Origin of the sequence: Prochlorococcus marinus CUG1417, from assembly GCF_017695975.1 — a bacterium.
In the GTDB taxonomy this organism is placed as follows: domain Bacteria; phylum Cyanobacteriota; class Cyanobacteriia; order PCC-6307; family Cyanobiaceae; genus Prochlorococcus_A; species Prochlorococcus_A marinus_AG.
Genome location: NZ_JAAORN010000001.1, coordinates 750,081 through 776,028 on the forward strand (window position 1 = coordinate 750,081; position 25,948 = coordinate 776,028).

34 protein-coding genes and 1 tRNA gene are annotated in these 25,948 nt (G+C 31.4%); 20 read left to right on the top strand and 15 right to left on the bottom strand.

Annotated features, from left to right (window positions below; translation table 11 throughout):
• Nucleotides 1–130 precede the first annotated feature (130 nt).
• A complete protein-coding gene (locus tag HA140_RS04300) occupies nucleotides 131–472 on the top strand; it encodes an RNA-binding protein (protein ID WP_209039911.1) in 342 nt (113 codons plus the stop codon).
• Nucleotides 473–493: 21 nt separating this feature from the next.
• Here the strand turns inward: HA140_RS04300 and HA140_RS04305 are convergent, their stop codons facing one another.
• From HA140_RS04305 to HA140_RS04315, 3 genes are all read right to left on the bottom strand, one after another.
• On the bottom strand, nucleotides 494–676 hold the full coding sequence (locus HA140_RS04305; RefSeq protein ID WP_025955642.1) for a hypothetical protein: 183 nt from the start codon (nucleotides 674–676) through the stop codon (nucleotides 494–496).
• 336 nt (nucleotides 677–1,012) lie between these two features.
• Nucleotides 1,013–1,309 (bottom strand): hypothetical protein, encoded by a 297-nt coding sequence (locus HA140_RS04310; protein WP_012007619.1) that lies wholly within the window; start codon nucleotides 1,307–1,309, stop codon nucleotides 1,013–1,015.
• A gap of 92 nt (nucleotides 1,310–1,401) precedes the next feature.
• A complete protein-coding gene (locus HA140_RS04315; protein ID WP_209039912.1) occupies nucleotides 1,402–1,545 on the bottom strand; it encodes a hypothetical protein in 144 nt (47 codons plus the stop codon).
• Between the two features lie 76 nt (nucleotides 1,546–1,621).
• Here HA140_RS04315 and HA140_RS04320 point away from each other — a divergent pair, with 76 nt between their 5' ends.
• The 4 genes from HA140_RS04320 (at nucleotide 1,622) to HA140_RS04335 (ending at nucleotide 3,479) form a co-directional block, all read left to right on the top strand.
• Complete coding sequence (locus HA140_RS04320; RefSeq protein ID WP_209039914.1) at nucleotides 1,622–2,020, top strand: hypothetical protein; 399 nt, start codon at nucleotides 1,622–1,624, stop codon at nucleotides 2,018–2,020.
• A 126-nt stretch (nucleotides 2,021–2,146) separates the two neighbouring features.
• Nucleotides 2,147–2,461: a hypothetical protein gene (locus HA140_RS04325; RefSeq protein WP_209039916.1), complete on the top strand. Its 315-nt coding sequence runs from the start codon at nucleotides 2,147–2,149 to the stop codon at nucleotides 2,459–2,461.
• 399 nt (nucleotides 2,462–2,860) lie between these two features.
• A complete protein-coding gene (locus HA140_RS04330) occupies nucleotides 2,861–3,040 on the top strand; it encodes a hypothetical protein (RefSeq protein WP_209039917.1) in 180 nt (59 codons plus the stop codon).
• A gap of 259 nt (nucleotides 3,041–3,299) precedes the next feature.
• Nucleotides 3,300–3,479 carry a hypothetical protein gene (locus tag HA140_RS04335; RefSeq protein WP_209039919.1) on the top strand — a complete coding sequence of 60 codons (180 nt, stop codon included), beginning with the start codon at nucleotides 3,300–3,302 and terminating at the stop codon, nucleotides 3,477–3,479.
• 38 nt (nucleotides 3,480–3,517) lie between these two features.
• Here the strand turns inward: HA140_RS04335 and urtE are convergent, their stop codons facing one another.
• The 8 genes from urtE to ureE all read right to left on the bottom strand — a co-directional run bounded on the left by urtE (nucleotide 3,518) and on the right by ureE (nucleotide 10,488).
• Nucleotides 3,518–4,228 (bottom strand): urea ABC transporter ATP-binding subunit UrtE, encoded by a 711-nt coding sequence (gene urtE / locus HA140_RS04340; RefSeq protein ID WP_075448278.1) that lies wholly within the window; start codon nucleotides 4,226–4,228, stop codon nucleotides 3,518–3,520.
• Between the two features lie 2 nt (nucleotides 4,229–4,230).
• Complete coding sequence (urtD, locus tag HA140_RS04345) at nucleotides 4,231–4,980, bottom strand: urea ABC transporter ATP-binding protein UrtD (RefSeq protein ID WP_209039920.1); 750 nt, start codon at nucleotides 4,978–4,980, stop codon at nucleotides 4,231–4,233.
• Nucleotides 4,973–6,103, bottom strand: coding sequence for an urea ABC transporter permease subunit UrtC (gene urtC, locus HA140_RS04350; RefSeq protein ID WP_209039922.1), 1,131 nt, complete (start codon nucleotides 6,101–6,103; stop codon nucleotides 4,973–4,975). Before urtC ends, urtD begins: the two co-directional genes overlap by 8 nt.
• Complete coding sequence (urtB, locus tag HA140_RS04355) at nucleotides 6,103–7,257, bottom strand: urea ABC transporter permease subunit UrtB (RefSeq protein ID WP_209039924.1); 1,155 nt, start codon at nucleotides 7,255–7,257, stop codon at nucleotides 6,103–6,105. The genes urtC and urtB overlap by 1 nt, the downstream gene beginning before the upstream one ends.
• 82 nt (nucleotides 7,258–7,339) lie before the next feature.
• A complete protein-coding gene (gene urtA / locus HA140_RS04360; RefSeq protein ID WP_209039925.1) occupies nucleotides 7,340–8,617 on the bottom strand; it encodes an urea ABC transporter substrate-binding protein in 1,278 nt (425 codons plus the stop codon).
• Between the two features lie 127 nt (nucleotides 8,618–8,744).
• Nucleotides 8,745–9,356: an urease accessory protein UreG gene (gene ureG, locus HA140_RS04365; protein WP_209039927.1), complete on the bottom strand. Its 612-nt coding sequence runs from the start codon at nucleotides 9,354–9,356 to the stop codon at nucleotides 8,745–8,747.
• 3 nt (nucleotides 9,357–9,359) lie between these two features.
• Entirely contained in the window at nucleotides 9,360–10,046 is a 687-nt protein-coding gene (locus HA140_RS04370; RefSeq protein WP_209039928.1) for an urease accessory protein UreF, read from the bottom strand.
• Nucleotides 10,039–10,488 carry an urease accessory protein UreE gene (gene ureE, locus HA140_RS04375; protein WP_209039929.1) on the bottom strand — a complete coding sequence of 150 codons (450 nt, stop codon included), beginning with the start codon at nucleotides 10,486–10,488 and terminating at the stop codon, nucleotides 10,039–10,041. The genes HA140_RS04370 and ureE overlap by 8 nt, the downstream gene beginning before the upstream one ends.
• A 48-nt stretch (nucleotides 10,489–10,536) precedes the next feature.
• Between ureE and HA140_RS04380 the strand changes: the two genes are divergently transcribed.
• From HA140_RS04380 to ureC, 4 genes are read left to right on the top strand one after another with little or no spacing between them, the layout of a single operon-like run.
• Entirely contained in the window at nucleotides 10,537–11,439 is a 903-nt protein-coding gene (locus HA140_RS04380; RefSeq protein WP_209039931.1) for an urease accessory protein UreD, read from the top strand.
• Nucleotides 11,440–11,489: 50 nt separating this feature from the next.
• Complete coding sequence (locus HA140_RS04385; protein ID WP_011862863.1) at nucleotides 11,490–11,792, top strand: urease subunit gamma; 303 nt, start codon at nucleotides 11,490–11,492, stop codon at nucleotides 11,790–11,792.
• A 2-nt stretch (nucleotides 11,793–11,794) separates the two neighbouring features.
• The gene (locus HA140_RS04390; protein ID WP_209039937.1) at nucleotides 11,795–12,115 is read left to right on the top strand and encodes an urease subunit beta; all 321 of its coding nucleotides are present in this window, start codon (nucleotides 11,795–11,797) and stop codon (nucleotides 12,113–12,115) included.
• A 4-nt stretch (nucleotides 12,116–12,119) separates the two neighbouring features.
• The gene (ureC, locus tag HA140_RS04395; protein WP_209039938.1) at nucleotides 12,120–13,829 is read left to right on the top strand and encodes an urease subunit alpha; all 1,710 of its coding nucleotides are present in this window, start codon (nucleotides 12,120–12,122) and stop codon (nucleotides 13,827–13,829) included.
• Here ureC and HA140_RS04400 read toward each other — a convergent pair.
• Nucleotides 13,826–15,052 (bottom strand): glycosyl transferase, encoded by a 1,227-nt coding sequence (locus HA140_RS04400; RefSeq protein WP_209039939.1) that lies wholly within the window; start codon nucleotides 15,050–15,052, stop codon nucleotides 13,826–13,828. The genes ureC and HA140_RS04400 overlap by 4 nt on opposite strands.
• Nucleotides 15,053–15,102: 50 nt before the next feature.
• Here HA140_RS04400 and HA140_RS04405 point away from each other — a divergent pair, with 50 nt between their 5' ends.
• The 8 genes from HA140_RS04405 to HA140_RS04430 all read left to right on the top strand — a co-directional run bounded on the left by HA140_RS04405 (nucleotide 15,103) and on the right by HA140_RS04430 (nucleotide 20,706).
• Nucleotides 15,103–16,863 carry a sugar phosphorylase gene (locus tag HA140_RS04405; protein ID WP_209039940.1) on the top strand — a complete coding sequence of 587 codons (1,761 nt, stop codon included), beginning with the start codon at nucleotides 15,103–15,105 and terminating at the stop codon, nucleotides 16,861–16,863.
• 1 nt (nucleotide 16,864) lies between these two features.
• Nucleotides 16,865–17,662, top strand: a complete 798-nt coding sequence (gene yedP / locus HA140_RS04410; protein ID WP_209039941.1) for a mannosyl-3-phosphoglycerate phosphatase-related protein YedP — start codon at nucleotides 16,865–16,867, stop codon at nucleotides 17,660–17,662.
• A gap of 4 nt (nucleotides 17,663–17,666) precedes the next feature.
• Nucleotides 17,667–18,611, top strand: coding sequence for a kinase (locus HA140_RS04415; RefSeq protein WP_209039942.1), 945 nt, complete (start codon nucleotides 17,667–17,669; stop codon nucleotides 18,609–18,611).
• A gap of 91 nt (nucleotides 18,612–18,702) precedes the next feature.
• Complete coding sequence (locus HA140_RS04420; RefSeq protein ID WP_209039943.1) at nucleotides 18,703–18,930, top strand: DUF1830 domain-containing protein; 228 nt, start codon at nucleotides 18,703–18,705, stop codon at nucleotides 18,928–18,930.
• A gap of 88 nt (nucleotides 18,931–19,018) precedes the next feature.
• A complete protein-coding gene (locus HA140_RS09410) occupies nucleotides 19,019–19,144 on the top strand; it encodes a hypothetical protein (RefSeq protein ID WP_257469845.1) in 126 nt (41 codons plus the stop codon).
• Between the two features lie 61 nt (nucleotides 19,145–19,205).
• A complete protein-coding gene (locus HA140_RS09415; protein WP_280634246.1) occupies nucleotides 19,206–19,340 on the top strand; it encodes a hypothetical protein in 135 nt (44 codons plus the stop codon).
• Between the two features lie 357 nt (nucleotides 19,341–19,697).
• A complete protein-coding gene (uppP, locus tag HA140_RS04425) occupies nucleotides 19,698–20,498 on the top strand; it encodes an undecaprenyl-diphosphatase UppP (RefSeq protein WP_209039944.1) in 801 nt (266 codons plus the stop codon).
• A gap of 55 nt (nucleotides 20,499–20,553) precedes the next feature.
• Complete coding sequence (locus tag HA140_RS04430) at nucleotides 20,554–20,706, top strand: hypothetical protein (protein ID WP_193743001.1); 153 nt, start codon at nucleotides 20,554–20,556, stop codon at nucleotides 20,704–20,706.
• On the opposite strand, the gene HA140_RS04435 is transcribed toward HA140_RS04430, so the two are convergent.
• The 3 genes from HA140_RS04435 to HA140_RS04445 form a co-directional block, all read right to left on the bottom strand.
• Nucleotides 20,707–20,780, bottom strand: a tRNA-Pro gene (locus tag HA140_RS04435). It lies immediately after the preceding gene.
• 27 nt (nucleotides 20,781–20,807) lie between these two features.
• Entirely contained in the window at nucleotides 20,808–21,536 is a 729-nt protein-coding gene (gene msrA, locus HA140_RS04440) for a peptide-methionine (S)-S-oxide reductase MsrA (RefSeq protein WP_209039945.1), read from the bottom strand.
• 37 nt (nucleotides 21,537–21,573) lie between these two features.
• The gene (locus HA140_RS04445; protein ID WP_209039946.1) at nucleotides 21,574–23,319 is read right to left on the bottom strand and encodes an ABC transporter ATP-binding protein; all 1,746 of its coding nucleotides are present in this window, start codon (nucleotides 23,317–23,319) and stop codon (nucleotides 21,574–21,576) included.
• 80 nt (nucleotides 23,320–23,399) lie between these two features.
• Between HA140_RS04445 and HA140_RS04450 the strand changes: the two genes are divergently transcribed.
• The 3 genes from HA140_RS04450 to carA are packed head-to-tail and all read left to right on the top strand — an operon-like array spanning nucleotide 23,400 to nucleotide 25,918.
• Complete coding sequence (locus HA140_RS04450) at nucleotides 23,400–23,696, top strand: DUF3288 family protein (RefSeq protein ID WP_209040237.1); 297 nt, start codon at nucleotides 23,400–23,402, stop codon at nucleotides 23,694–23,696.
• Between the two features lie 33 nt (nucleotides 23,697–23,729).
• Nucleotides 23,730–24,764: an anthranilate phosphoribosyltransferase gene (gene trpD, locus HA140_RS04455; RefSeq protein ID WP_209039947.1), complete on the top strand. Its 1,035-nt coding sequence runs from the start codon at nucleotides 23,730–23,732 to the stop codon at nucleotides 24,762–24,764.
• A 14-nt stretch (nucleotides 24,765–24,778) separates the two neighbouring features.
• On the top strand, nucleotides 24,779–25,918 hold the full coding sequence (gene carA / locus HA140_RS04460; protein ID WP_209039948.1) for a glutamine-hydrolyzing carbamoyl-phosphate synthase small subunit: 1,140 nt from the start codon (nucleotides 24,779–24,781) through the stop codon (nucleotides 25,916–25,918).
• Nucleotides 25,919–25,948 lie beyond the last annotated feature (30 nt).

The window sequence follows — 25,948 nt, forward strand, 5'->3', positions numbered from 1 at the left end:
AGAGTTTTTATCTTCAAAAATATGAAATAGCTGTTACCTTTAACAATATTTTAATTTTTATATTTTTAATAAAACTTAGACCGCGAAGTTAAATTCTAAACTATATTAATCCTGCAATTTATGAAATTTTATGATCAGAAGAGTTTTTACGATATTCATTTTAACTTTGCTGCTTCTATTTAATAGTCCAGTTTACTCATTAGATACTTCCTCTAAAACTCTTGAAAAGTATACTAAAAAGATTTCTAATAAGTTCACTAGAACTTATTGCAACACTACCAAATTCGGAATTTCTTATGACGGAGCTTTGGCATTTGCTATTGGAGAGACTAATAAGGAATTTAAAAATAATAAACTCAATAAGTTTATAGATTATTCTCTATTAAAAAATTCAATAGTTAATGATTTAGAAAATAATTGCCAAGTTTATGATTTTGCTATTAGTAAATTAGAAAATTTAAAATTTAACTAGAAAATGTAAATTGTTAAAGTCTTATTTTTTACCTATCCAATCATTTGGTTTCTCCATCATCCATTCGAAAACACCCTTAGCATCAAGGTTTTTAGATGCATAAACAAATAAAACTGGAAATATTAAAATTACCGCGCCAATAACTGCTAACTCTATCTTGCCGATTCCCATCTCAGTTACTGTTAAAGCAAAATAATTAATCATTATCTTTATTGAATTGAAATTTATACCAACATAATTTACAAAAAATTTTAATTATTTTACTTATCTATGAGAAATCTTAATTTTTTATAGTGAAAGATATATGTATAAAGTACCTATTTTATTGGTGCAGACTTTTTAATAATTTTAATAATATGCTTCTGTTTGATGGTTATGAATCATGAAATTATTATTTTCACACCTATTTTTGCAGTATTGATTGGATTTATAGTTTTTAGAATTTTAAAAAAAAGAAAGAGATCAGCTAAAAGTATTTATAAATTAATAGATGATTTAGAAAAAAAATACATTTATTAATTTCTTTTGTATTAAAAAAAATCAATCAAATTCTATACCAACTTCTTCTTTTAAATCTCTCTCCAAATCTGGAAGATGTGGCTCAACCCAATGGTCTTTGTTATCAATACCAGCTGCATTTACGTAATTCATGATGTGTTGATCCACTTGCTTGTAAAGATCATGCAAATTTAAATCCATACGAATATCATGTGCAATTTCAGAGACTTGTTTTTCAGTTAGACAATGATCTGGATGAAGTAAATCACAACATGGAATTCTCTTCTCAATCAATTCATTTAGATTGATTTTTATTTCGTAATCTTGATGAACAGTCATTTATTTTATATTTTTACTTTTATTCTAATTATGTTTAAGGTTTTGTATATATTTAGTCAAGAAACAAAGTTTTTTTTATGAAGTGAATAATTTTAAATAAATAGATCTTCTAAATCCTTATACAAATCATCATTTTCTTCTTCTTTAGTGTCAATGTGATCTAGTGAAAGTTCATTTTTTGAGGTGTAGAAAAGATATCCAAGGGCTCCTAAAAGTAAGGTTGTTGGTAAGATCATTTGGATTTAATTGACTTATAATGAATATAGTGCAACACTTATTACAGTCAAGTGCTGTACTTTAATTAATTTTTAAATGCCTACCAAGAAAAAAAGAGTTGGGTTTATTCCAAGGGATGACGTTATGAGGATAATTGATAATTTGAGCATAGAGAACAATTTAAGTATTTCAAAAATAATAAGTATTTTGGTAGAGGAAGCACTTTCTACAAGAGGTATATTTAATAAAAATAATGGGCTAGTAACTCAATCGTATCAATCAAATAATGATAATTCAAAAAACTTACCTGATAATTCTGCTGACATTACAGAAAAAGCAAAATTAATAATTAATAATAAATTAGGATTGCATTATAGTCCCAGTAAATCAATCCATTCAAATGAAGCAATTCACAGGGATTTTGATTTGCAAACTTATAAAAAGTTCTTATCGTTCCTTAAATTTCAGGAAATGATGGATAAATATCATACTTAAAAGTGTTGCTAAGTGCTGTACTGTGCGTTAAGTTTAGTGTGTATTTGTCGGGAGATTTTCTTATTAGAAATTATTAATTGCCATTTCAAAAGCTTAAATTCAATTAATCCATAAAATTTTATTCCCATGAATTCATCTTTTCCAGTTTTATCTATAAATCTGCTCCCTCCAGATAAGTTATATTGTAATTTTGACTATTGGAGCACCTTGTTCTCTCAGGATATGCAAATTTTATGGGATAGAGCACATGGTGTGCCTTTAGAAAAACTGCCAAAAGGAGTTTCTGATATGATTTTTCCATATTTATTGCTTGCACTTTCAGACTACAAGAGTTCACAAATAAATAAAATGAATGGAATTGGATTAGATAATCTATTAAGCCTTTGGTTTGATAAGTATTTGCTTAATAGAAATGGTTACTTTGAGCTAATTAATAAATAATTTTTAAAAATTAGTTCTTTTAAAATCAAATTAACTTGCTATCAAAATTTATTTCATCTAAAAAACCTTTTAAATGATTCTTTGCGAATTGGTACACTTATAGTCTTGCTGTAAATTATTTATATTGTTTGATGATAATTTCTTTAAGTTCCTTTTAGGAAGTATATTATTTTTGCTTTGATAATTCAAATCATGACAGATATTAAATTAAGAAAAGAAAAATAAATGAATTTTAATTAATAGGCATTGATTTTAATATTCTATTTATATTTTTGTTCTTTTATATTTTTTAGATGTTTTTTCTTGATTCATTAACTTTAAAATCTTTTAAAGTTAATGTTCAATTTTTTGTTGACATTTTTTGTTTATGCGATGATAATTACAAAAAAAATTTTAATTGTGAATTCACTTCTCGGTACATTTGATGATTTTGTTGATGATCTACTTTTATCCGATGTTAATTTGTTAGAAGGGGAACTTGATTTTCTTCTTATGCAACATTTATTTAATTCAATAGATTTGAAGCTTATAAATATAAACAATACTGATATTGAAGATAATGAATCATTTGCTGCTTAATACTTTATGAAATTTTTTTATGAAAAGTTTTGGGTTCCAGTTTTTGGCTATTTATTATCCAAATTTGTTTTTTTAATAGAAGGTAAAAAGAGAGGTTCCAAGCAAAAAAAAGAAGGAGATTAATTATTTCCCCCCTTGATTAAGTGCCTTTAAATACATAATTGATGTTTATATATTTTGATAACAACAAAAGATATTCTTTTAATCATTAACAAAGGCATTCTTGAGATATAAACCAATTGCTTTTTAGCAAATTAAGATGATCAAAAATAATACTTTAAAGCGCTATACAGTTCATTATCGTGACTTTCAAAATATAAGATTAGAAAATTGTTTTTATGCTTTTGATGCTTACGAAGCCAGAACCCTAGCGATGGAATTTAATGAATATATTAATGCACATCCAAATAGTATTGACCTTATAAGATGTGAAAAATGAAAAAATAATTTTTCTGATTATTCAAGAAATTACTCTATTTAAACACTTAAGAATTTGTCAATAACTGACTGGCTTAATTCACTAGTATTTCCACTAGCAACAATGCCTCCGCGTTGCATAGCGTAATATCTATTTGCTTGCCTTACAAAATGCAAGTGTTGTTCTACTAATAATACACCGATTCCTGTATCTCTAATTATCTGATTAATTGCATTTTCAATATCTAAAACTATATTCGGTTGAATACCCTCTGTTGGTTCATCAAGTAAAAGAAGTTGAGGTTTGCCAAGCAACGCTCTTGCAATGGCTAGTTGCTGTTGTTGCCCTCCACTTAGATCTCCGCCTTTCCTTTGCAGAAAGTCTTTCAGGATTGGAAAGAGATCATAAATAAATGGATCTATTTTCTTGTTCTTAGATAATCCACCTGGTAGAGACTCCATCCCTAACATAAGATTTTCTTCGACTGATAGATATGGAATGATTTCTCTTCCTTGAGGAACATAAGCCATTCCTTTCCTCGCCCTCTGATGAGGTGCTTTTCTATTAATATTTTCACCAATCAAATAAATATCACCCTTTTTTTGTTTTAACAAACCAATAAGTGATTTCAATAAAGTTGTTTTTCCAACTCCATTTCTACCAATTAAACAAACCATTTCTCCAGATTTAACATTTAGATCTACATCTCTGAGAATATGACTCTCACCATAATAAGTATTTAAAGATTTTATTTCGAGTAAATTTTCCATAACTAGTCCTCAGGTCTTCCTAAATAAACATCAATAACTTTTTTGTCTTTTTGTATGGTTTCCATCGTTCCCTCACATAATACTGTGCCCTGATTTAATACTGATACATTACTATCAAGTCTTCTTATAAATTCCATATCATGATCTATTACAACTACTGTATTTTCTCCTGATAATGATTTTAATAAATCAGCCGTAAGATCAGTTTCTTCATCAGTTAAACCAGCAACAGGTTCATCTACTAACATTAAATCTGGCTTCTGTCCTACTAACATTGCTATCTCTAGCCATTGTTTTTGGCCATGTGATAAAGAACCAGCTTTTGAATTAACTTTTTGTACTAAATTTACAATTTTCAAAAGACGTTCAATCTCATTAAGTTGCTCATCCTTAATACTTTTATTTATGAGGTTTAAGGGACTTTTAGGAGTTGTCACCGATATTTCAAGATTTTCTTTAACTGTTAGATTTTCAAAGATTCTTGGACTTTGGAACTTTCTTCCAACTCCAAGTCTGGCTATTTTATGCTCCTTTCTACCTACAATAGATTTCCCCTTGAAAATTACTTCACCTTTTGTTGGCCTAACCTTTCCCGTTATTACATCAAGAAATGTTGTTTTACCTGCGCCGTTGGGTCCTATTACAGCTCTTAATTCACCTTTCTTTAAATTCAAATTAAGTTTGTTGAGAGCTAAAAAACCCTCGAAACTAACAGTAATATCTATTAAATTTAGAAGATCTTTATTACTCATTGTTCCCCTCCTTATTGTTAACTTCTAAGCTTGGATAGGTTTCAATCTTTCTTTTTAAACCAAATCTTTGAAGAAGATTCCTAGGACCATCTCCTTGAATCCATCCTAAAACTCCTTCTGGCAGAGCTGTTACAACTAAAATAAATAATCCTCCTTGAATAAACATCCAGCTCGCAGGTAATGCTTCACTTACTAGACTTTTTGCGTAGTTGATGAAAACTGCTCCAAGTATTGCTCCCAATAAAGTTCCTCTACCTCCAACTGCAACCCAGATAACCATTTCGATGGAAAAGGGAACTGTCATGAATTGAGGGGATACTATGCCAGACTGAACAGTATATAAAGCTCCTGAAATTCCAGCAAGACCTCCAGCGATAGAAAATATTATAGTCTTGAATATTACTGGATTGTATCCTGTAAACCTAACTCTTGGTTCATCATCTCGAATTCCTATAAGAATATTGCCAAATCTCCCTTTAACTACCCACTTCGCAAAAAACCATGATGCTATTACTATTATGGCGGTTACCCAAAAGAATAGTCTTTGCATGGACTCAGAACCCACCATCTGACCTAATAGTTGTGTTACATCTGTTTTTAATCCATTTGTTCCATTTATAAGTTTTTGTTGTCCATTAAAGAAGTTAAAGAATACAAGAAGAGAAGCTTGGGTAAGTATAGAAAAATAAACCCCTTTGATTCTATTCCTGAAAACAAGAAATCCAATTAAACCAGCAACCAATGCAGGAATTATCCAGATAGCGAAAAAGGTAAAAACAGGAGATCTAAAAGGTTCCCAGAAAAAAGGTAATTTTTCAACACCATATAATGCAAAAAACTCAGGAATATTATTTGGGAATTCAGAGGAGCTGGTTATTTGCAAATACATTGCTGCACAATATCCACCTAGTGCAAAAAATATACCTTGTCCAAGACTTAGTAAACCTGTATATCCCCAGATAAGATCAACGCCAAGTGCAACTATGGATAAGGATAAATATCTACCAAGAAGGTTTAGTCTAAAAACAGGGAGTAGAGTTGGTGCTGCAATAATTAAGGCTATTAATATTATCCAAAAAGATAATACTATTTTTTTATCAAATTTAAATTTACCAAAGGACATTAGTTTTCAACCATCCTTCCTTTTTGAGGAAATAGACCTGTAGGTTTAAATTGTAAGAATATAACAATTAGTGCAAATATCATTACTCTTGCCATACTTGTGGTCGCAAAAAAGTTGATTGTGTTTGATAAAGGTAAAGGCATATTTGGCCATATTGATAAGAGTCTTCCAGCTCCAATTAAGTCAGTCATTATTCCTATTCCAAATGAAGCAAGTACTGTTCCTAATAAATTTCCTACTCCTCCCAACACTACAACCATAAAACAACCAACTATATAGTTCCCTCCAACATTTGGTCCTACAGAACCTAGAAGAGATACCGCTACTCCGGCAACTCCTGCTAAGCCAGAACCAATACCAAAAGTAATTATGTCCACTTTTTCAGTAGATATACCAAGGCAATCACTCATTTGTCGGTTCTGTGTAACTGCTCTTATACGCATCCCCCAAGCACTTTGATTAAGAAATAATGTTATTGCTATTACAGAGATTAGAGTAATGACAATTATCATTAATCTTGTTTTAGGAAATGCAGTGCCAATAATTTCTATTTGACCTCGCATCCATGAGGGGGCAGTTACATCAACATTTCGGGCGCTTGCTCTACTAAGTTTGCTGACAGAGGAAGAGATTACGCCACCTGTCAGGACCCCAGTTAAAGCAGCAAATATCCAAGAACTAAATTTAAAATATTTGAAATTTATTGATTCTTTTATTTTTGAAGAAAATGTTGTTGGTAAGAGTAAACCAATTAATAGACTTATAACAAGGCCGGTCCCATAAGCTAAAGGTACACTTCTGACAAATTGTTGAAGAATCAAGCTTACTCCCCAAGTTGCGAGAAGTGTTTCTAGTGGATTTCCATAAAGCTTTCTTATTATGGTTTTTTCTAGGAGAATGCCTACTACTCCACTAACAATAAAAGCAAGGAAAATAGAAACTATTATGTATGAATTGTAGAAAGGTTTTAATATAGGTAATTTGAAAATTAATTGTGTTACATATGTTGTGTAAGCACCAAGCATCATAAGTTCTCCATGGGCAAGATTTATTACACCCATAAGACCAAAAACAATTGCTAGACCTAGTGCAGCAACAAGTAGTACAGATCCGATTGCAACACCATTAAAAAGACTATCGAGAAGTAACTCCAATTTAGAAAAGAAAATATTTGATTATATAAAATAAAAGGAGGTGTTAACCTCCTTTTATTTTGAAGTATAGGTTTTAATTAGATTAAAGCTTATACTTTTCTCCTTTTGAAGGATCTGTCCAATCGCATGCAAATCCTTTTGAACTTGGATGCTTTTGGTTCCATGCTTGAGGAAGAACAACTCCTGTTTCTTCAAGGATTGTAAATCCACCCTCTGCATTAATCTCTCCAATTCTTACTGTTTGAGATAAGTGATGATTAGGCATAACTTCAACAGGACCTTGTGGGGCATCAAACTTTTGTCCAACAAGGGCTTCCCTTACTGCGTTGTCGTCGAATGTTCCAGCATCTTCAACTGCCTGTTTCCATAAATAAACCATGTTATATGCAGATTCTTGAGGATCAGCTACAACACGATCAGATCCCCATCTTTTCTTGAAACTTGCAGCAAATTTCTTAGATGCAGGAGTATCGATTGACATCATGTAATTCCAAGCGCCAAAGTGACCTTCAAGGAACTCAGGACCAATTGTACTAATCTCTTCTTCAGCTATTGAATAGTTCATTACGTAGTAGCCACTTGAAGGCGTGATACCAGCATCTTGAATCTGTTTGAAGAATGCAACGTTTTGGTCACCATTAAGTGTATTAATGATTATTCCACCTTCAGGAAGCGCCTTCTTGATTTTTGAGATAATTGGAGCAACTTCAGTATTTCCTAATGGAAGGTAATCCTCTCCAACAACTTTACCTCCTAACTGTTTTACCTGAGCTTTAGTGATTGTGTTTGAAGTTCTTGGGAAAACATAATCAGAACCTACAAGGAAGAAATCTCCACCTGCTGCTGGAGAACGCTTATACATGAAATCTGTAGCGGGTTCTGACTGTTGGTTTGGTGTGGCTCCTGTATAGAAGATGTTGTTAGAACATTCTTGAGCTTCATATTGAATTGGGTAATAAAGGAAAGCATCCTTTGATTCGTAAACTGGTAACATTGCCTTTCTACTAGCAGATGTCCAACCACCAAATACGACAGGAACTCCGTCTTGATCTATTAGTTTCTTAGATTTTTCAGCAAAAGTAGGCCAGTCAGATGCACCATCTTCAACTATGTATTCTATTTTGTAGCTTTTACCGCCAACTTTTACACCACCAGCAGCATTTATCTCTTCAATAGCCATTTTTTCAGTATCAACAAGGGTTGATTCAGAAATTGCCATTGTTCCAGATAACGAATGCAAAATACCGACGGTTACTGTGTCGTCGAAACTTCCGGAGGTTCCACCTCCACCACATGAAGTTGCTGTGACCGCAAGTGAGGCAGTAGCTAATCCTGCCAAAATACGCCTTGAAATTCTCATGAATTAGGATAAATTAGGTAATTGACCCTCAATAGGGGGATAAAATAAAAGTTATTAACGAGTGAGGATTAGTTTTGTATCAGTCGTAACTTTTTGTTGAATCCAATATATATGTAATGAACATTTTCTAGTTTCGATTGTTTGGTATATGTGATTCTAAAAACTGAGTTATTTCTTCAACTCCTAAGCCGCTACTAAGGTTGGTAAAAAACCAAGGTTTCCCTTTTCTCATAAATTCCGTATCTCTTTTCATAATATTTAAATCTGCACCAACCATATCTGCTAAGTCAATTTTGTTTATTAATAATAAATCTGATCTTGTTATCCCCGGTCCCCCTTTTCTAGGAATTTTATCTCCTGCAGATACATCAATAACATATATTGATAAGTCTACAAGTTCTGGACTAAAACTAGATGCTAAATTATCGCCTCCACTTTCTACAAAAACAAAATCTAGAGGATTATATTTATTTTCTAAATCTAAAACTGCATTCTTATTTAATGAACAATCCTCTCTTATCGCTGTATGAGGACAACCTCCTGTTTCTACACCAATAATCCTTCCTTCCTCTAAAACTTTTTTATTTATTAGAAAGTTCGCATCTTCTTTGGTATAGATATCATTGGTAACAACTGCTATCTCATAATTATTTTTTAGGCTTAAGCATAGATTCTCTACTAATGCAGTTTTTCCCGAACCTACCGGCCCAGCAACTCCTACTCTCAATTTGCTGCTCATAAATTAATTTCTAAAAAGTTTTGTATAAAGGTCATTATGATTTTGTTGTGCCATAGCTAAACCTACATTGCCAAAATATATGTCATCAATTTCTTTGTCCATGATTTCTTCAGAAACTTTTGAAATTTCACATAATAAGTCTCTTTGAATTAATTGTGCTTTTGTTGACCCAATAGGAATAATCCTTAATGCTGCACTAAGTTGGTTTGCACTCCACGCGTAGAAAAAATTCTCAACCATTTCTAACTTCGTAATTTCAAAACAATAACAAGCCCAACTCCACGCTAATGACCAGGAGCTTTTTTTATCATTTTTATATAGATATTCAAATCCAAATTCTTTGGTTAAATCAAATAGAGATTTTGACATTTGAATTTGTTGTTCTCTCATTTCGAGAGAGTCCTTTGATGAGAGGATCCATTTATCCAAACTCAATAGTTTTTGCAAATTACTTTCTAAATTTTTGCTGTCGTTAATCTCTTTGAAAATATCAAAAAAATCTAGTAATAGTCTGGCATCTAGTCTGATCTGGCCAATTTTTAGTTCACTTATAATTAAATCTTTAACAGAATTTGAATCTTTTAAATTTTTACTCTGCAGATAACTCTCCATTCCCTCCGAATAACAAAATCCTCCAACAGGTAGGTTAGGACTTATTAATAAATATTTTATTAAGTGACTTTTACTCATGACTATGGGCACCTCTTTCCGGAAAAAACTTTTTCTTGGTATTTTTTAAATCAACTTCAAAGTTAAGAAGCATTTTTTTAATGATATAATCACTTTTTGTTAGAAGAATGTCTTCTTCGATTTCTACTTCCACGTGCCTATTTCCTAGATGATAAGCTATTTTTATAAGCTCAATTTTGGAATTAGACCTTATTTCAATCAAATCTTCTGTTTTGGCAATTATTTCTACATAAAAATTGGAATCATTAGTTGAGAGAATATCTCCATCATTTAATTTGCCCTTTCTAGGTAATTGTAAGATTATTTCTTGATCACAATCAGTTAATCTTTTACCTCGTAAGATTTTCCTTTCATCTGAGCTTAAGGTAAGTTTTAAAAATGAACCTAATCGCGGTTTTTCCTCAATCCAATCAGTTACAACAATTTGTTTATTCATTTTCATATTCATAATTTTTGGTTACTTTAATTTAGTAATTAAAGAAAATAATTTATGATAAAAACTTCATGGGAAGGTAATTGTTTCTTAAATTTTTTCAATAATAAAGCAAGTTTAGGAAATGTTGATAAAACAATCTTTAAATCTAAATCAACTTCTCCTTATAAGTTATTAAAGTCTACTCATGATATGGAAGGCAGATGCATTTTGCCTGTTCTACATACTGCAGGGGGATTGGTAGGAGGAGATTTACTTGAGTTTGAAGTAAATCTTGAAAAAAACTCAAAGGTTTTATTAACTACTTCTTCTGCTCAGAAAGTATATGGATCAGTTGGAAGATCTAAAATCTATCCAAAAGGAAGTTTTTCAAAGCAAAAGAATCTCATAAAGATTCTTGATAATTCTCATTTAGAATATCTCCCCCAAGAAACAATTATCTTTGCAAATGGTTTATATTATCAAAACTTTAAAGTATCTATTTCAGAAACTTCAAGTTTCTTATTTACTGATTTAATAAGACTTGGAAGATCTTCTGCGGGAGAGTCTATCGAAAATGGAGTTTTTAGGTCGAAATTAGAAATTATAAGAAATAATGATTTATATGATGAATGGGAATATGTTGATCAAATTGAATTATCTAAAGCAAGTTATGTGGCCAAGTCAGGCATGGATTACATGCCCGTTTTTGGATCCTTAATATGGATTTGCGAAAAAGATTTTTCTAAATCAAAAATTAATAATCTGGTGGGAAATATAAAAAAGATTTTTAATGAAAGTGATAATCATTTATCTATTGGAATTCTTGAAAATGGAATCTCTGTAAGATTCCTAGGGGATTCTTCTCAAGATGCAAGGAAATGTTTTTTTTGTATTTGGAAACAAATTAGGTCTGTTTGTGGATTCTGTGAGCCAAAATATCAAGGTGTATGGCCTTTACAAGATTCTATGAATTATTAATTATGTTCAGAAAGAACCTTTTTTAAGAATTTATAGATTAATTTTTTATTATGCATCTTTCACCTCAAGAAAAGGATAAATTATTGATTTTTTCTGCTGCGCTCTTAGCTGAAAGAAGACTTAGTCGAGGTCTTAAGCTTAATTATCCTGAAACAGTTGCTTTTTTGAGTTTTCAAGTTCTTGAAGGAGCGCGAGATGGAAAAAGTGTAAGTCAATTAATGTCAGAGGGAACTACATGGCTTTCAAAATCACAAGTTATGGAGGGCATCCCTGAAATGGTTGATGAAGTCCAAATAGAAGCAGTTTTCCCTGACGGTACAAAATTAGTTACTATTCACAATCCAATTAATTAATTATGAGTAATTTAATTCCAGGCGAAATAATTCCTGAACAAGGTGAAATCGAATTAAATCTTGGTAAGGAAGTTAAAACAGTAAAAGTTTCTAATTCTGGAGATAGGCCTGTACAAATTGGATCTCATTTTCATTTTTTTGAAGCTAATAAGGCTTTAATTTTTGATCGTGAAATAACACTTGGTATGCGTCTTGACATTCCTGCAGGAACAGCAATTAGATTTGAACCTGGAGATACAACTGATGTCAAATTAGTACCTTATTCAGGTTTAAGAATTGCAAATGGTTTTAATTCATTGGTTAACGGTTCTTTAGATATTTAAAATTATGTCCTATAAAATTAACAGAAATACTTATGCTCAAACTTACGGACCCACCACCGGTGATAGAGTAAGGCTTGCTGATACCGAACTTTTTATTGAAGTAGAAAAAGATTTAACTACATATGGAGATGAAGTTAAATTCGGTGGAGGTAAAGTTATTCGAGATGGGATGGGGCAGTCTCAAGTAAGAAGAGCTGACGGAGCTGTAGATACCGTAATAACTAACGCTTTGATCGTAGATTGGTGGGGAATAATTAAGGCTGATGTGGGCATTAAGGATGGAATGATTTTTGAAATCGGTAAAGCTGGTAATCCTGATATCCAGGAAAATGTAGATATTGTTATTGGTGCATCAACAGAAGTAATAGCTGGGGAAGGCCATATTCTTACTGCAGGTTCAATCGATACCCACATTCACTTTATCTGTCCCCAACAAATTGAGACAGCACTAGCCTCTGGAATTACAACCATGTTAGGAGGAGGAACTGGACCTGCAACTGGCACAAACGCTACTACTTGTACTCCGGGTTCTTTTCATATTTCTCGAATGCTTCAATCTGCAGAAGCATTTCCAATGAATTTAGGTTTCTTTGGAAAAGGAAACTCAACAAATGAGATCAATCTTATTGATCAGGTCGAAGCTGGTGCGTGTGGATTGAAGCTTCATGAGGATTGGGGAACGACTCCCTCGACAATAAATTCTTGTCTTAATGTCGCAGATAAGTTTGACGTACAAGTATGTATCCATACTGATACTTTAAATGAGGCAGGCTTTGTTGAAGATACCATTAACGCTATTGCCGGAAGAACTATTCATACTTTCCATACTGAAGGAGCAGGTGGAGGTCATGCGCCAGACATTATTAAAATTTGTGGAGAAAAAAATGTTCTTCCAAGTAGTACTAATCCAACAAGACCCTATACGAGGAACACATTAGAAGAGCATCTTGACATGTTAATGGTTTGTCATCATTTAGATTCTAAAATCCCAGAAGATATTGCATTTGCTGAATCAAGGATCAGAAGAGAGACAATTGCCGCTGAGGATATCTTGCATGATATAGGTGCCTTTTCAATAATTGCTAGTGATTCTCAAGCCATGGGAAGAGTTGGTGAAGTAATTACAAGAACTTTTCAAACCGCTCATAAAATGAAAGTCCAAAGGGGGCCACTATCAGAGGATTCTGATAGGAACGATAATTACAGAGTAAAGAGATATATTTCTAAAGTCACAATTAATCCTGCAATAGCTCATGGTATTGATAAATATGTAGGGTCTATAGAAAAGGGTAAAATTGCAGATTTATCATTGTGGAAACCTTCCTTTTTTGCTGTAAAGCCTGAATTAGTTGTTAAAGGAGGATCTATAGCTTGGTCACAAATGGGTGATGCAAATGCTTCAATTCCTACTCCAGGGCCTGTACATGGTCGACCTATGTTTGCAAGCTTTGGCAAATCTCTAATTAAGAGTTCTTTTACCTTTTTAAGTAAAAATTCAATTGATCAAAATATTCCAAATAAATTAGGCTTACAAAAAAAATGTATTCCAGTATTAAATACCAGAGATATCAATAAATCACACTTAAAACTAAATAGTAAACTACCAAATATTTCAGTTGATCCTCAAACTTATGAAGTTTTTTCTGATGGGGAGCTTCTTACGTGTGAACCTCTAGATGAAGTCCCAATGGCTCAAAGGTACTTTTTGCTTTAAAAGTTTTTAATTAATTCTTTTTCAGTTGTTTTTATATCTTGTGACCCAGCAATTGCCAAATCTTCTTGCAGTTTGTTCTCACAAGATAAAACTCTTGACCAACTTGGTAACTGCTGTGTAGTAGGGCAAGCTAAGTAATCTTCTGTAGCCGGTCTCAATAGTTTCGCGAATTTTTGTACTGACAGCTCTTCTTCATGCCTATCGTATGGGAGTTGATTAACTGCTGAATCTAATCCAAATTGTTTTACCCGATCTTCCCCAACTCTTTTATATAGAACTTCTAAGGTTGCTAGTTGAGTGCTTGTTAAGGTCTCAGCTTGATGCTCCATGAGACCTCTTAAAACACTTGAAAGTATTTCTGTACACATTTTTTGCAATCCTTCTTTAGACGAATCGCCAATATTCTTATGTTTATGGTCAAACAAACCTAGGTCAACTTGGGCTATTTTGGAAGTTCTTACGTTTCTATAAACTTCTGATAATAAACCTATTTCTAAACCCCAATCACAAGGAATTCGTAAATTCATAGCAAGGTCTTTTGTGAATGCAAACTCACCTGCTAATGGATATCTAAATGATTGAAGATATTGTAAAAAAGGACCCTTTCCTACTAACTGCTCAAGACTTGCCAATAAGGGACCCACAAATAATCTTGTTGCTCTACCTTGCAATTGATTGGTCTCTAAGGATAACCTGCTGTAAAAAGCCTTTACATATGATATTCCATATGATTCATCAAGAAGTGGAAGTATCATTCTTGAAGGATACAAAGGACTAAAAGTTCTTATATCAGCATCAAAAAGAGCAACAACTTCTGATTTTCTCGTCGCAACCCCTATACCTTGCCATACAGCCCATCCTTTACCTGGAGTTCCTAAAAGTTCTAACCCATTCTTTTCTTGGCTCTTTAATAGTTCTATTACAGAGGGAGAATTAGTCCATTGAACATGAACTGGAAATGGCATTGAGTCAAAAAATGATTTTGCTGATCTAACTTGCTCAACAGTTTTTGCAGAAAGAGCAATAACTAATTCATTTAAGCCTGTAAGGTCTTTTAAAACTTCTCTTATGTCTTTTAATGCTGGACGCTCAAATTCTTCATATAAGCAAGGTATTAGAATACTAGTTGATCTTTTTTTTAGACTTTTGTTTAATTCTTTAAGTAAATTTCTTGTAACTCCATATTCATGTATTGTTGTGATTAAACCTTGTTGAAAGTCCATTTTCTAATTGATGTGCAGAATAGTATTAATACTTCGTTGATTTTTTCAAAGTGAAGCAAATTGATTCAGAGAAAAAATTAAATAGATTAAACATTGATAAATTGTTAAAAACAATTTATTCAAATAATACTACAGAAGAAATTAATTTTATTTCAAACCAATTATTACAGATTTTAGAGGATTTCTCTCAGAAATCTGCTTATGAAGAAATAAGAGATAAGGAAAGGTGGAATGAATCTCATTCGGTTTTGATAACTTATGCAGATAGTATTTATAAAAGTGGCGAGGCAACATTAATTACTCTTAGTGAGTTGTTAAGTAAACATTTTGGCAGTCTTTCTAAAGTTGTTCATATTCTTCCTTTTTTGAAATCTACAAGTGATGGAGGTTTTGCAGTCTCAAGTTATGATTCTTTGGACGAAAAATTTGGTGGTTGGGATGATCTCAAAAATATTTCTAAAAATCATGATTTGATGGCTGATTTAGTACTAAACCATGTCTCATCATCTCACCCATGGGTTCAACAATTTATTAAATCCCAAGAACCCGGAATATCAAATGTTTTTTCACCTCAACAAAATCTTGACTGGTCAAAAGTAGTTAGGCCTAGAAGTTCTTCTTTGTTTTCTCAAATAAATACTGAAGATGGTCCTAAACAAGTTTGGACAACTTTTGGTCCAGATCAAATTGATTTGAATTGGCATAATCCGAAAATGACTCTTGAGTTCTTAAATCTAATTATTAATTATTTATCTAATGGAATTAAATGGTTCAGGCTTGATGCCGTAGGTTTTATTTGGAAGGAATCAGGGACAACTTGCTTGCATTTACCTAAAGCACATTCAATTGTGAAACTCTTAAGAGTTCTTTTAAACAATCTTCTTAACGATGGAGTTTTAATAACAGAAACTAATGTTCCTCAAAAGGAAAATTTATCTTATCTGAATACTGGTAATGAAGCTCATATGGCATATAATTTCCCATTGCCACCTCTCCTCCTTGAGGCAATTATTACTTCAAGAGCTGATATCCTAAACTCATGGATATTTGATTGGCCAATATTACCTGATGATACTACGTTATTTAATTTCTCTGCATCACATGATGGAGTTGGTTTAAGAGCTCTTGAAGGTTTAATGAATGATCAGAGAATTAAAGATTTATTAATTAATTGTGAAAAAAGGGGAGGCTTGGTAAGTCATAGACGTTTATCAAATGGTGATGATAAACCCTATGAATTGAATATTAGTTGGTGGAGCGCAATGGAAGACTCTAGTAGAGATACTAAAAGATTTCAATATGAGAGGTTTATTTTGAGTCAATTATTAGTAATGGCTCTTAAAGGTGTTCCTGCATTTTATTTGCCAGCATTACTAGCTTCAGAAAATGATGTCAAAAGTTTTTCTATGACAGGTCAAAGAAGAGACCTAAATAGAGAAAAGTTTAAATCAGAAAATCTTTTAGCCGTGCTAAAAAATCCTGAATCTAATGCAAATAAAAACTTAAAATTTCTTAGGAATGCTATGGATGTTAGATCAAAATTAAAGCAATTTCACCCTTGTTCACAAATGCAATGTTTGTCTAAAGGTAGAAGTGATATTGTCGTTATCAAAAGAGGTGAGGGTCCTGAGTCTGTTTTTGCAATACATAATATGACTGAAAATAAAATTAATTATCAATTGAATGATAATGACTTGCCAAAAAAAATTGATAATGATTTTAATACCCATGATTTTTTAACATCCACTAAATACAATTGCAAAAATATTAGTCTTGAGCCTTTTCAAGTAATTTGGCTTAGTGCTTTATAAAATGAAAGAAAATTCTTCTATTTGGGTTGTAAGTGATGTAGATGGTACTTTAATGGATCACTCATATGATTTATCACCTGCTAAAGAAACTATAAAAAAACTACAAAAATTATCTATACCCGTAATTCTTTGTACAAGCAAAACAGCTTCTGAAGTAAAAGTTATTAGAAAGGAACTTAACTTGAAGGATCCTTATATTGTTGAGAATGGTGCGGCAATATATGGTGAATCTCTTAAAAGAGTAAATGGAGAAATTATTCTTGGTATAAAATATGAATCTCTTGAAGAAATCTTAAATTATATTTCTAGTGAAATCGATTATAAACTTACTCCTCTTAATAATCTCACTGACCAAGAAGCCACTCAGCTCACAGGTTTAGAGGGCAACTCATTGAACTTAATGCGTGATAGGCATTGGAGCATGCCTTTTTTAAATCCGCCAAATTATTTAGAAGAGAAAATTAACATCTGCTGTAAAAAGTTCAATGTTGATATTTTCAAGGGAAATAGAATGAGTCATTTATTATCTACAAAATCGAATAAAGGTAAAGCCATAAATGCTCTTAAAGAATATTCAAACGATCAAAATATTGAAATTATAGGTTTAGGCGATTCTCCAAATGATTTGCCTCTACTTTTAAACTCAGATATTAAAATCGTTATTCCTGGAAAAGAAGGACCTAACTTAAATTTGCTAAATCAATTAAAAGATTTTGAATTTACTTTAGCTTCTGAACCAAATGGATATGGTTGGAAAAATGAAATCAATAAATTGATAAATAAGCGAGAAATAACCTAAAAAGATGAAAGATTTAGATATTAATTTCCCTTTTGATAAATTTGAAAAGTTAATTATTGATATTGGTTGGGAATCTTTGGATGATTGGTTTAATTTTTGGAATAATCAAAGAGACATTCTTGCAATTGATCAATATTGGAACAATAAAGTAAACGATGATTGGATTTGGGGTTTGGCTTTACCTCTTTTATCTCAGGCTTATAAATTTCAAAATAATTCTTCTAATAGAAAAATTATTGGAATCTCAGCTTTACCTGGTACAGGTAAAACAACACTAGGAAAATGGCTTGAAGCTATATCGTTAAAATTAAACTTCAAAATTGCGGTGATTTCAATTGACGACTTTTATCTCCCATCAAATGAAATGAAATTAGCTATTAAGAATAATCCTTGGAATGTTTCAAGAGGGTTTCCTGGTAGCCACTCGGTAAAATTAATGCATGAAAAATTAATAAATTGGAAGATAAATGGAGAATTGAATGTACCAGTTTTCGATAAATCTTTACGAAATGGTTTGGGAGATAGATCTCATTGGAGATTAGATAATCCTGATTTATTAATTCTTGAGGGATGGTTTTTGGGAATAAAACCTTATTCTATGGACATAACTGATCGACCCATAAATACAATGAATTTGAGTCTTCATGAATCATCTTATGTATTGAAAATTCAGAATAACCTAAACGAATATTTAGATATTTGGACTTTAATAGACAACATTTGGCATTTAAAGCCCTTGAAGATTGAATATATGAATATGTGGAAAACAAATCAGGAAAAAGAAATGTTTTTAAAGAAAGGTAATGCCCTCAAAGATGAAAAATTATCTAATTTTTTGAGAATGCTTAATGTCTCAATTCCTCATAAAAGTTTTGATCTTATCAAATCCTACGCGCTTTTATTAATTGATCAAAAAAGAAAGTTAGTTGAGGCAGGATTGAATTTGTAGTATTTTCTAAATTTTTTTTTTTCAGTAATTTTTTATACATTTTTTTCAGGTCTTTATAGTGTTTAATTATTGTTAATTTTGTTGATTAGGGATGGTTGAGTTTTCTTACAAAAATGAAGGGTGTAGGATGGTTGTCTTGAGATGTATTGGTCCTTCAAATTTTTTTTTAGAGAGAGTTTTATTTCCAACAGATATTCTTACTTTTATGGCACCTAATGACTCTAGAGTAGAAATCTGGGGGAATGAATTATATGGCCCTAAACTGGAAGAGAGGATAAGAGTCTCCTCTGATAATGAAGATTCCAAGTTAGTGGCTTAGTTCAAAAACCTCTAATTGTCTTCGAGTCATAATTTTTTACAAATACCATTTTTTTATTGATATTATCAAACTAGTTTAAGTTTCAAAGATGTCTTATTTTTCTTCTTTTGCGATAGGCGGTTTTGTACCTTCTGCAGCTATTGCAGGAGTATTACTTTTAGTTGGTTTGGGAGCCTTCTTTTATCTTGGTATCAAAGGTCCAACAGATTATTAAAGCTAAATTTAATCAACAAATAGTTATTTAAATTTTATAACTGATTTCTCAAACTATTTTTATGGATTTAACAACCATTTTATTTACATTAAGTTTGCCTTTCGTTTTATTAACTATCTACTTTGGCACTAGAAATGATTTTTACGAAAGTGAAAATTATAAAGGTGACGGATGTGCTCATGATGTTAAACGGTAATTATATTAAATCTTGCCAATAAATATAAAAAGTCCATTTACTATCAAAATTCTAGACAGGTCTATAAATATTATTTCACCTGCTTTTTTACAAGTTTCTAATTTATTATTGGAATAGAAAGTTAATAATGGCTTTTTATTTCACTTGCCTCAGGCCAAGCTTCAGGCCAAGGTCCTTTACCTTCTATATAAATTACCAATTACTAACAATTATCATTCAATGAATCTGAAAAAAAATAATATAGAAAATAAGAAATAACAATATTGAAATAGATTTTTTTATATTTAGTCTTTACTTATTAAATGTATATTGTATTTTCTAATTAGTTAACAACTATATTAGGAATTTATATAAATTTTGGAATATTTAGAATTTTTTTTATATGGTTTAATTCAAGGTTTTACAGAATTTATTCCAGTAAGTAGTACTGCTCATTTAAAAGTCGTATCACAATTTTTAGGAATTAATGATCCAGGCTCATCTTTATCAGCAATTATTCAACTTGGCAGTGTTTTGGCTTTAATTTGGTATTTTAAGAATGATATTTTTAAATTAAAAAGTAGTTCTTCAAAAAGGATTTTTGATAATCTTTTAAATCAAAGAATCTGGAAAACAATTTTGATTGGGACTATCCCAATTGTCTTGCTCGGTTTTAGTATAAAAATTTTTATTCCAGATTTTTTTTATGATTTTTTTCGTTCAAATTTATCAATAGCAATAGTCTCTTTCATCATGGCTTTTTTTATGTACATAGCAGAAGGCTCGAAAAAAGGTTCTAAAAATTTAAACAATCATAATTATACTGACAGTCTTTTGATAGGTTTTTTTCAAGCGCTTGCTATCTTCCCTGGTGTCTCAAGGTCTGGGGTTACTATTTCTACCGCTCTTATTTCAGGATGGGAAAGAGGCGATGCTGCAAAGTTCTCTTTTCTTTTAGGTATTCCAGCGATCGCTCTTGCTGGAATTGTTGAGTTCATTTCTTCTTTTAATGAATTTTCATCCTTTAGCTTTTTTCCTCTAATTGTTGGTTTCATTACCACATTTTTGTCCTCTGTATTAGCAATAGATTTCTTATTAAAGTATTTTTCTTCAAATGGGTTGAAAATATTTATCATCTATCGAGTAATTTTTGGTGTTGTAATTCTTTTGAATTTATAATTGGATCTGAAAAAAAATTTTTGTAATTGTGTTAAGGTTTTAAAAAATCATTCTAATGAACATTTTTATATCTTTCCAATTAGGTGAAGTGGAAGTTTCAAATCTTACTATATTGGTTTTAGCTTTTTTTTCTTCTTTTACATTCATAGCGGTAGGCATAAGTTCATATAAACTATACAAATCTCTTATAAATGAAGATGATAAGTAATCGGAACGGCGGGATTTGAACCCACGACCCCCACTACCCCAAAGTGGTGCGCTACCAAACTGCGCTACGCCCCGTATCTTTACTATAAAGATTAGATTGATTTAAATGTTATTCTTTATAGGATTGTTATCAGATCTCAATACACACTTGTCAATTTCCCAATTAAAGTTTTCCCATATATGGTCTTCTAATTTATAGTTGCTTCCAGGGAAAACTCCTAACTTAACTTTTGTAGGTGAAGCGGAACAATACTGCCTGCTTCCAGCTGATGCAAGGTATTGCTGATGGTATTGTTCTGCATAAAAATATGAATCAATCATTTTTATTTCCGTTTCAATTAAACCAAGATTTTTTTTGCTAAGTTCCGTTTGATATTGCTCCTTACTGGCTAATATAGTTTTAATATTATTTTCATTTTTGTAATATATTGCTGATCTATATTGAGTCCCCATGTCGTTACCTTGCCTATTTTTTTGTGTAGGGTCATGACATTCCCAAAACATTTTTAATAAATCACTTACATCTATTTCCCTTTTATCCCATATAACTCTTACAACTTCTGAATGACCAGTTAAGCCGGAACATACTTCATAATAAGTTGGATTATTTTTTTCACCTCCAGCATAACCTACAGAAGTTGTGAGGACTCCAGGAAGTTTCCAAAAACATTTTTCAGCCCCCCAAAAACAACCACATCCAAAAATTATTTCATCTTCTTCAACATTAGGATCTTTTTTGATATCTGTTTTTAATATTCTATGTAATGAATAAGTATCATTAGTTAAATTTATTTCCTCATTATTCATAATGTTTTTCAGGAATTTGAACATAATTAAATTTTTATATTATAAGTAAAAAAATTTACTTTTAGTTTTTAATAATTCTGGTAGCTAGTTCTCTTTCCCAAAGTTGTTTATATAGCCCGTTCGCTTTTACTAAATCTTTATGATTCCCTTCTTGTACTATTTCTCCTTTATCCATTACTAAAATCCTATCGCAGGTCGCTGCAACAGAAAGTTGGTGACTGATCATTATGATTGTTTTATTACTTCTATCACTCATTTCATCTATTATTCTTGCGGCTGTTTTATTGTCTACGCTTGCTAAAGCATCATCAAGAACAATAATAGGAGAATTGACAAGAAGTGCTCTACCTAGTGCAGTTCTTTGCCTTTGTCCACCACTTAATGTAATACCTCTTTCACCAACAATAGTTTTAAACCTTTCTGGAAAACTATTTATATCATCAATTAATCCAGCTTTTGTAGCGCTTTCTTTAACTAAATATTTAGAAGCTTTTGGTTCTCCAAAACTTATGTTTTCTGAGATTGTAGAGGTAAATAAGAATGCTTCTTGAGGAACGATTGAAATATTTTTTCTAAGATCACTTAATTTTAAGGATTTTATATCAATTTCATCTAAAAATAATTGATTATCTGGAATTTCAATAGTCCGTCCTAGAGACTTTGCTAATGTTGTCTTGCCACAACCAACTGGGCCAACTATTGCAATAAGTTCTCCAGGATAAATTTTAAAATTAAGACCATTTAATGAATTGAATTTTGATCCTGGATACTTTATTGTTAATTTTTTTGCTTCTAAGAATCCCTTAACCTTTCTTTTTAAAAATTTAGTTTCTGCTCTATCTACAATATTTGGATTGTTCTGAAAGATTTCTTCAACACGATCTAAACTTACTTGACCAAGTTGAAAAGTATTTAACGTAAAACCTAATAGAGCTGTTGGGAAGACAAGTCTTTCTACGTAAAGAATTAAAGCTACTAAACCACCTATTGAAATAAATCCACTCTCTAATTGAAAAGTACCTAGTGATAATAAAATCAATAACGAAATTGATGAAATACCTTGTAACAAAGGGAATAGAGTGCTGGCTGTTCTTGCAAGTTTTATTGCTGAATTTCGATAGTCATTATTGTATATATTAAATTCTTTTATCTCAGCATTCTCTTGGGCATAAATTTTAATGGCGCTTATACCAGATAAATCTTCTTGTATTAGATCACTTAGTTTTGATAATGATTCTTGTTGAGCTTTCCTTTGTTTAACCATTCTGCCACCAAATAGACTTACTATTCCAAGGATTAATGGAAATATCATTAAAGCTGATATTGTTAATGTCTTATTAATCGAAAACATTGAAGGAATAGTGAATGAATAAGCTAAGACAATGTTGCACAAGCTTAAAACTGTAAAACCTAAAAGTCTTCGTATGTTTTCAACATCACTTGTGGCTCTACTAATTATGTCTCCACTTCCTTTTTTTTGAATCCATTCTGGATCTTGTATAAGTAAATGGTCAAAAAGTTTTTGACGAAGATTTACTTCTACTTTTCTACCTATACCAAAGACTATCTGTCTTGAAAATAATCTTATTAAACCCATACAAGTAGCTAAAAATATTAACCATAAAGATTTAGAAATAACAAAATCGGAAGAAAAGCCCTTTTGTAATTGATCAATTATATTTTTTACTTCTAAGGGTATAACAACACTTAGTATATTTACTATTAAGAGAGCTAAAGCTCCATATAAGAATTCTTTTTTGTAAGGTCTCAGGTATTTAGATATAACTTTTATTTTTAAATTTTTCATTTTATTTTGCCGATATGATTAAGATAATGTTTCATTTTTGAATATGTGAGCTAATTTTATAAATGATTCAGTATTTATTTATGGGTAACGAGCAAACTCATCCATTACATGAAACAGACAAAAACATTATAGATTCACTTATCACTAAAAAAACACCAGATGATCTTGACTATATAAATTTAGCTAGATTAATAAATCGTTATACACATTTCCCAGGAGAAATTGAAATTAAAAACGATATTGAAAAAATTTTAAATTTTTGGGAGATCACTAAAAATGAACTTTATTCTAAAACAAAAATTATTTGGTCAAATAGCTTCAGGCCTTCTAATACAAATAAAGATTTAGTTGGTTCAGGTTTTGATACCTCAAATTGAATTTTATCTGCATAATTTTTCTTCCATAAATAAATGTCTTCTAATCTATCAAACTCTGAAATCCTAAATAATTTGTTGGAGGGAAGGGACCTTGATGAATTAACTTCTAGATCCTTAATGCAAAGATGGCTTAATGATGAAATTTCAGATGTTGAAACTGGAGCTTTTTTGAGTGCTTTGAGAGCAAAGAGTTCTACTGGTGTCGAACTAAGTTCTATGGCTGAGGAACTCCTAAATGTTTGTGAATTGCCAGTAGCAAGACCAAATTTCTATTTGGTAGACACTTGTGGAACGGGTGGTGACGGAGCTAATACATTCAATATTTCAACTGCAGTTGCATTTGTAGCTGCATCTTGTGGGGTAAAAATTGCCAAACACGGAAATAAAAGTGCGAGTGGAAAAGTAGGCTCTGCTGATGTTTTGTTGAATCTTGGTTTGAATTTAAATTGTTCATTAGAAAAAGTTATCAAAGCTGTAAGTGAAATTGGAATAACTTTTTTGTTCGCACCTGTTTGGCATAAATCTTTAATAAAGCTTGCTCCATTAAGAAAGACCCTTGGGATAAGAACAGTATTTAATCAACTCGGACCATTGGTAAATCCTTTAAGACCCAATGCACAAGTTTTGGGTGTTGCTTCTGAGGATCTTTTAAAACCTATGGGAAGTGCACTTTTAAAAATGGGTATGAATAGAGCCATAGTCGTTCATGGGTCTGGTGGCCTTGATGAAGCTTCGCTTCAAGGAGAAAATAAAATAGTATTTGTTGATAATGGTGAATTACGGTTTTCAGAAATAAATATTTCAGACTTTAACCATGAAAATATATCTAACGAAAAGCTTGTGGTTTCTGATTCTGAGTCTAACGAGGAAATATTAAAGTCTGTATTAAATGGTTCTGGACAAAAATCTCATATTGATGTGGTTGCCTTGAACTCTGCTTTAGTGCTTTGGGCAGCAGGCATTGAGGATAATTTAAATGAAGGATTTAATAAAGCATTATTTTCTATTAATCAAGGAGATCCATGGAAAAGGTTTTTACTTTTAAAAAATTATTTATCCGTAAATTAATTAATTTCATTTAGATGATTAATTCATATAAGAAAAACGCGAAATTGGTTTTAAGTAATGGAAATGTATTCCCAGGATTCTTTTTTGGTGCTTCTGGTACAGCTATTGGTGAAATAGTCTTTAACACGGGAATGACCGGATATCAGGAGGTTATTACTGATCCAAGTTATTATGGACAAATATTAACATTCACTTATCCAGAGATTGGAAATACTGGTATTAATTTTGAAGATTCAGAATCTAATATTAATGTAAAAGGCATAATAGTTAGAAATTTTTCATTTAATTGCAGCAATTGGAGATCTAAAAAGAATTTTAATCAATGGTTAATTGAAAAAAATATCGTAGGTCTATATGGAATTGATACAAGGGCTCTCGTCAAAATTTTAAGATCTAGTGGTGCGATGAATGGAGTTATTACCTCTCTAGATAAAACGGATGAAAGTTGTTTAAAGATAATTTGTGATACGCCAAAGATGGAGGGATTAAACTTATCAAAATCTGTTTCAACAAAGCAACAATATTTATGGAAAAGTCATACGCAAACAATTTTTGATTTGAGAAAAAGATATGATGAATCTTCAAAAAAGTTAAAAGTAATAGCAATTGATTTTGGAATTAAAAAATCAATTCTAAATAGACTTGTATCCCATGGTTGTGAAGTTTTGGTTTTACCTTCTCGATCTTCTCTAAATGATGTTCTATCTAACAAGCCGGATGGTATATTTTTCTCAAATGGTCCAGGAGATCCTTCTTCTGTTACTGAAGGTATAGGCTTAGCAAAATCACTCATTGAATATGGTGAAATACCTATGTTTGGAATTTGCCTTGGCCACCAAATATTTGGATTGGCATTAGGAGGTTCTACTTATAAATTACCTTTTGGACATCGCGGTTTAAATCATCCTTGTGGTGAAAATAATAAAGTTGAGATAACTAGTCAGAATCATGGATTTGCTATAGATCCCAACTCTCTCTCTGAAGAATTAGTTAAAATAACTCACTATAACCTCAACGATAATACTGTGGCTGGCCTAGAGGTTCATAATAAGCCTATATTTAGTGTGCAATATCATCCAGAAGCAGGACCTGGTCCACATGATTCAGATTATTTATTTAAGAAATTTGTTTCTCTAATGTTAGAAAGATGTTGACATATTGTTTTCTTTTGATTTGATAATTAC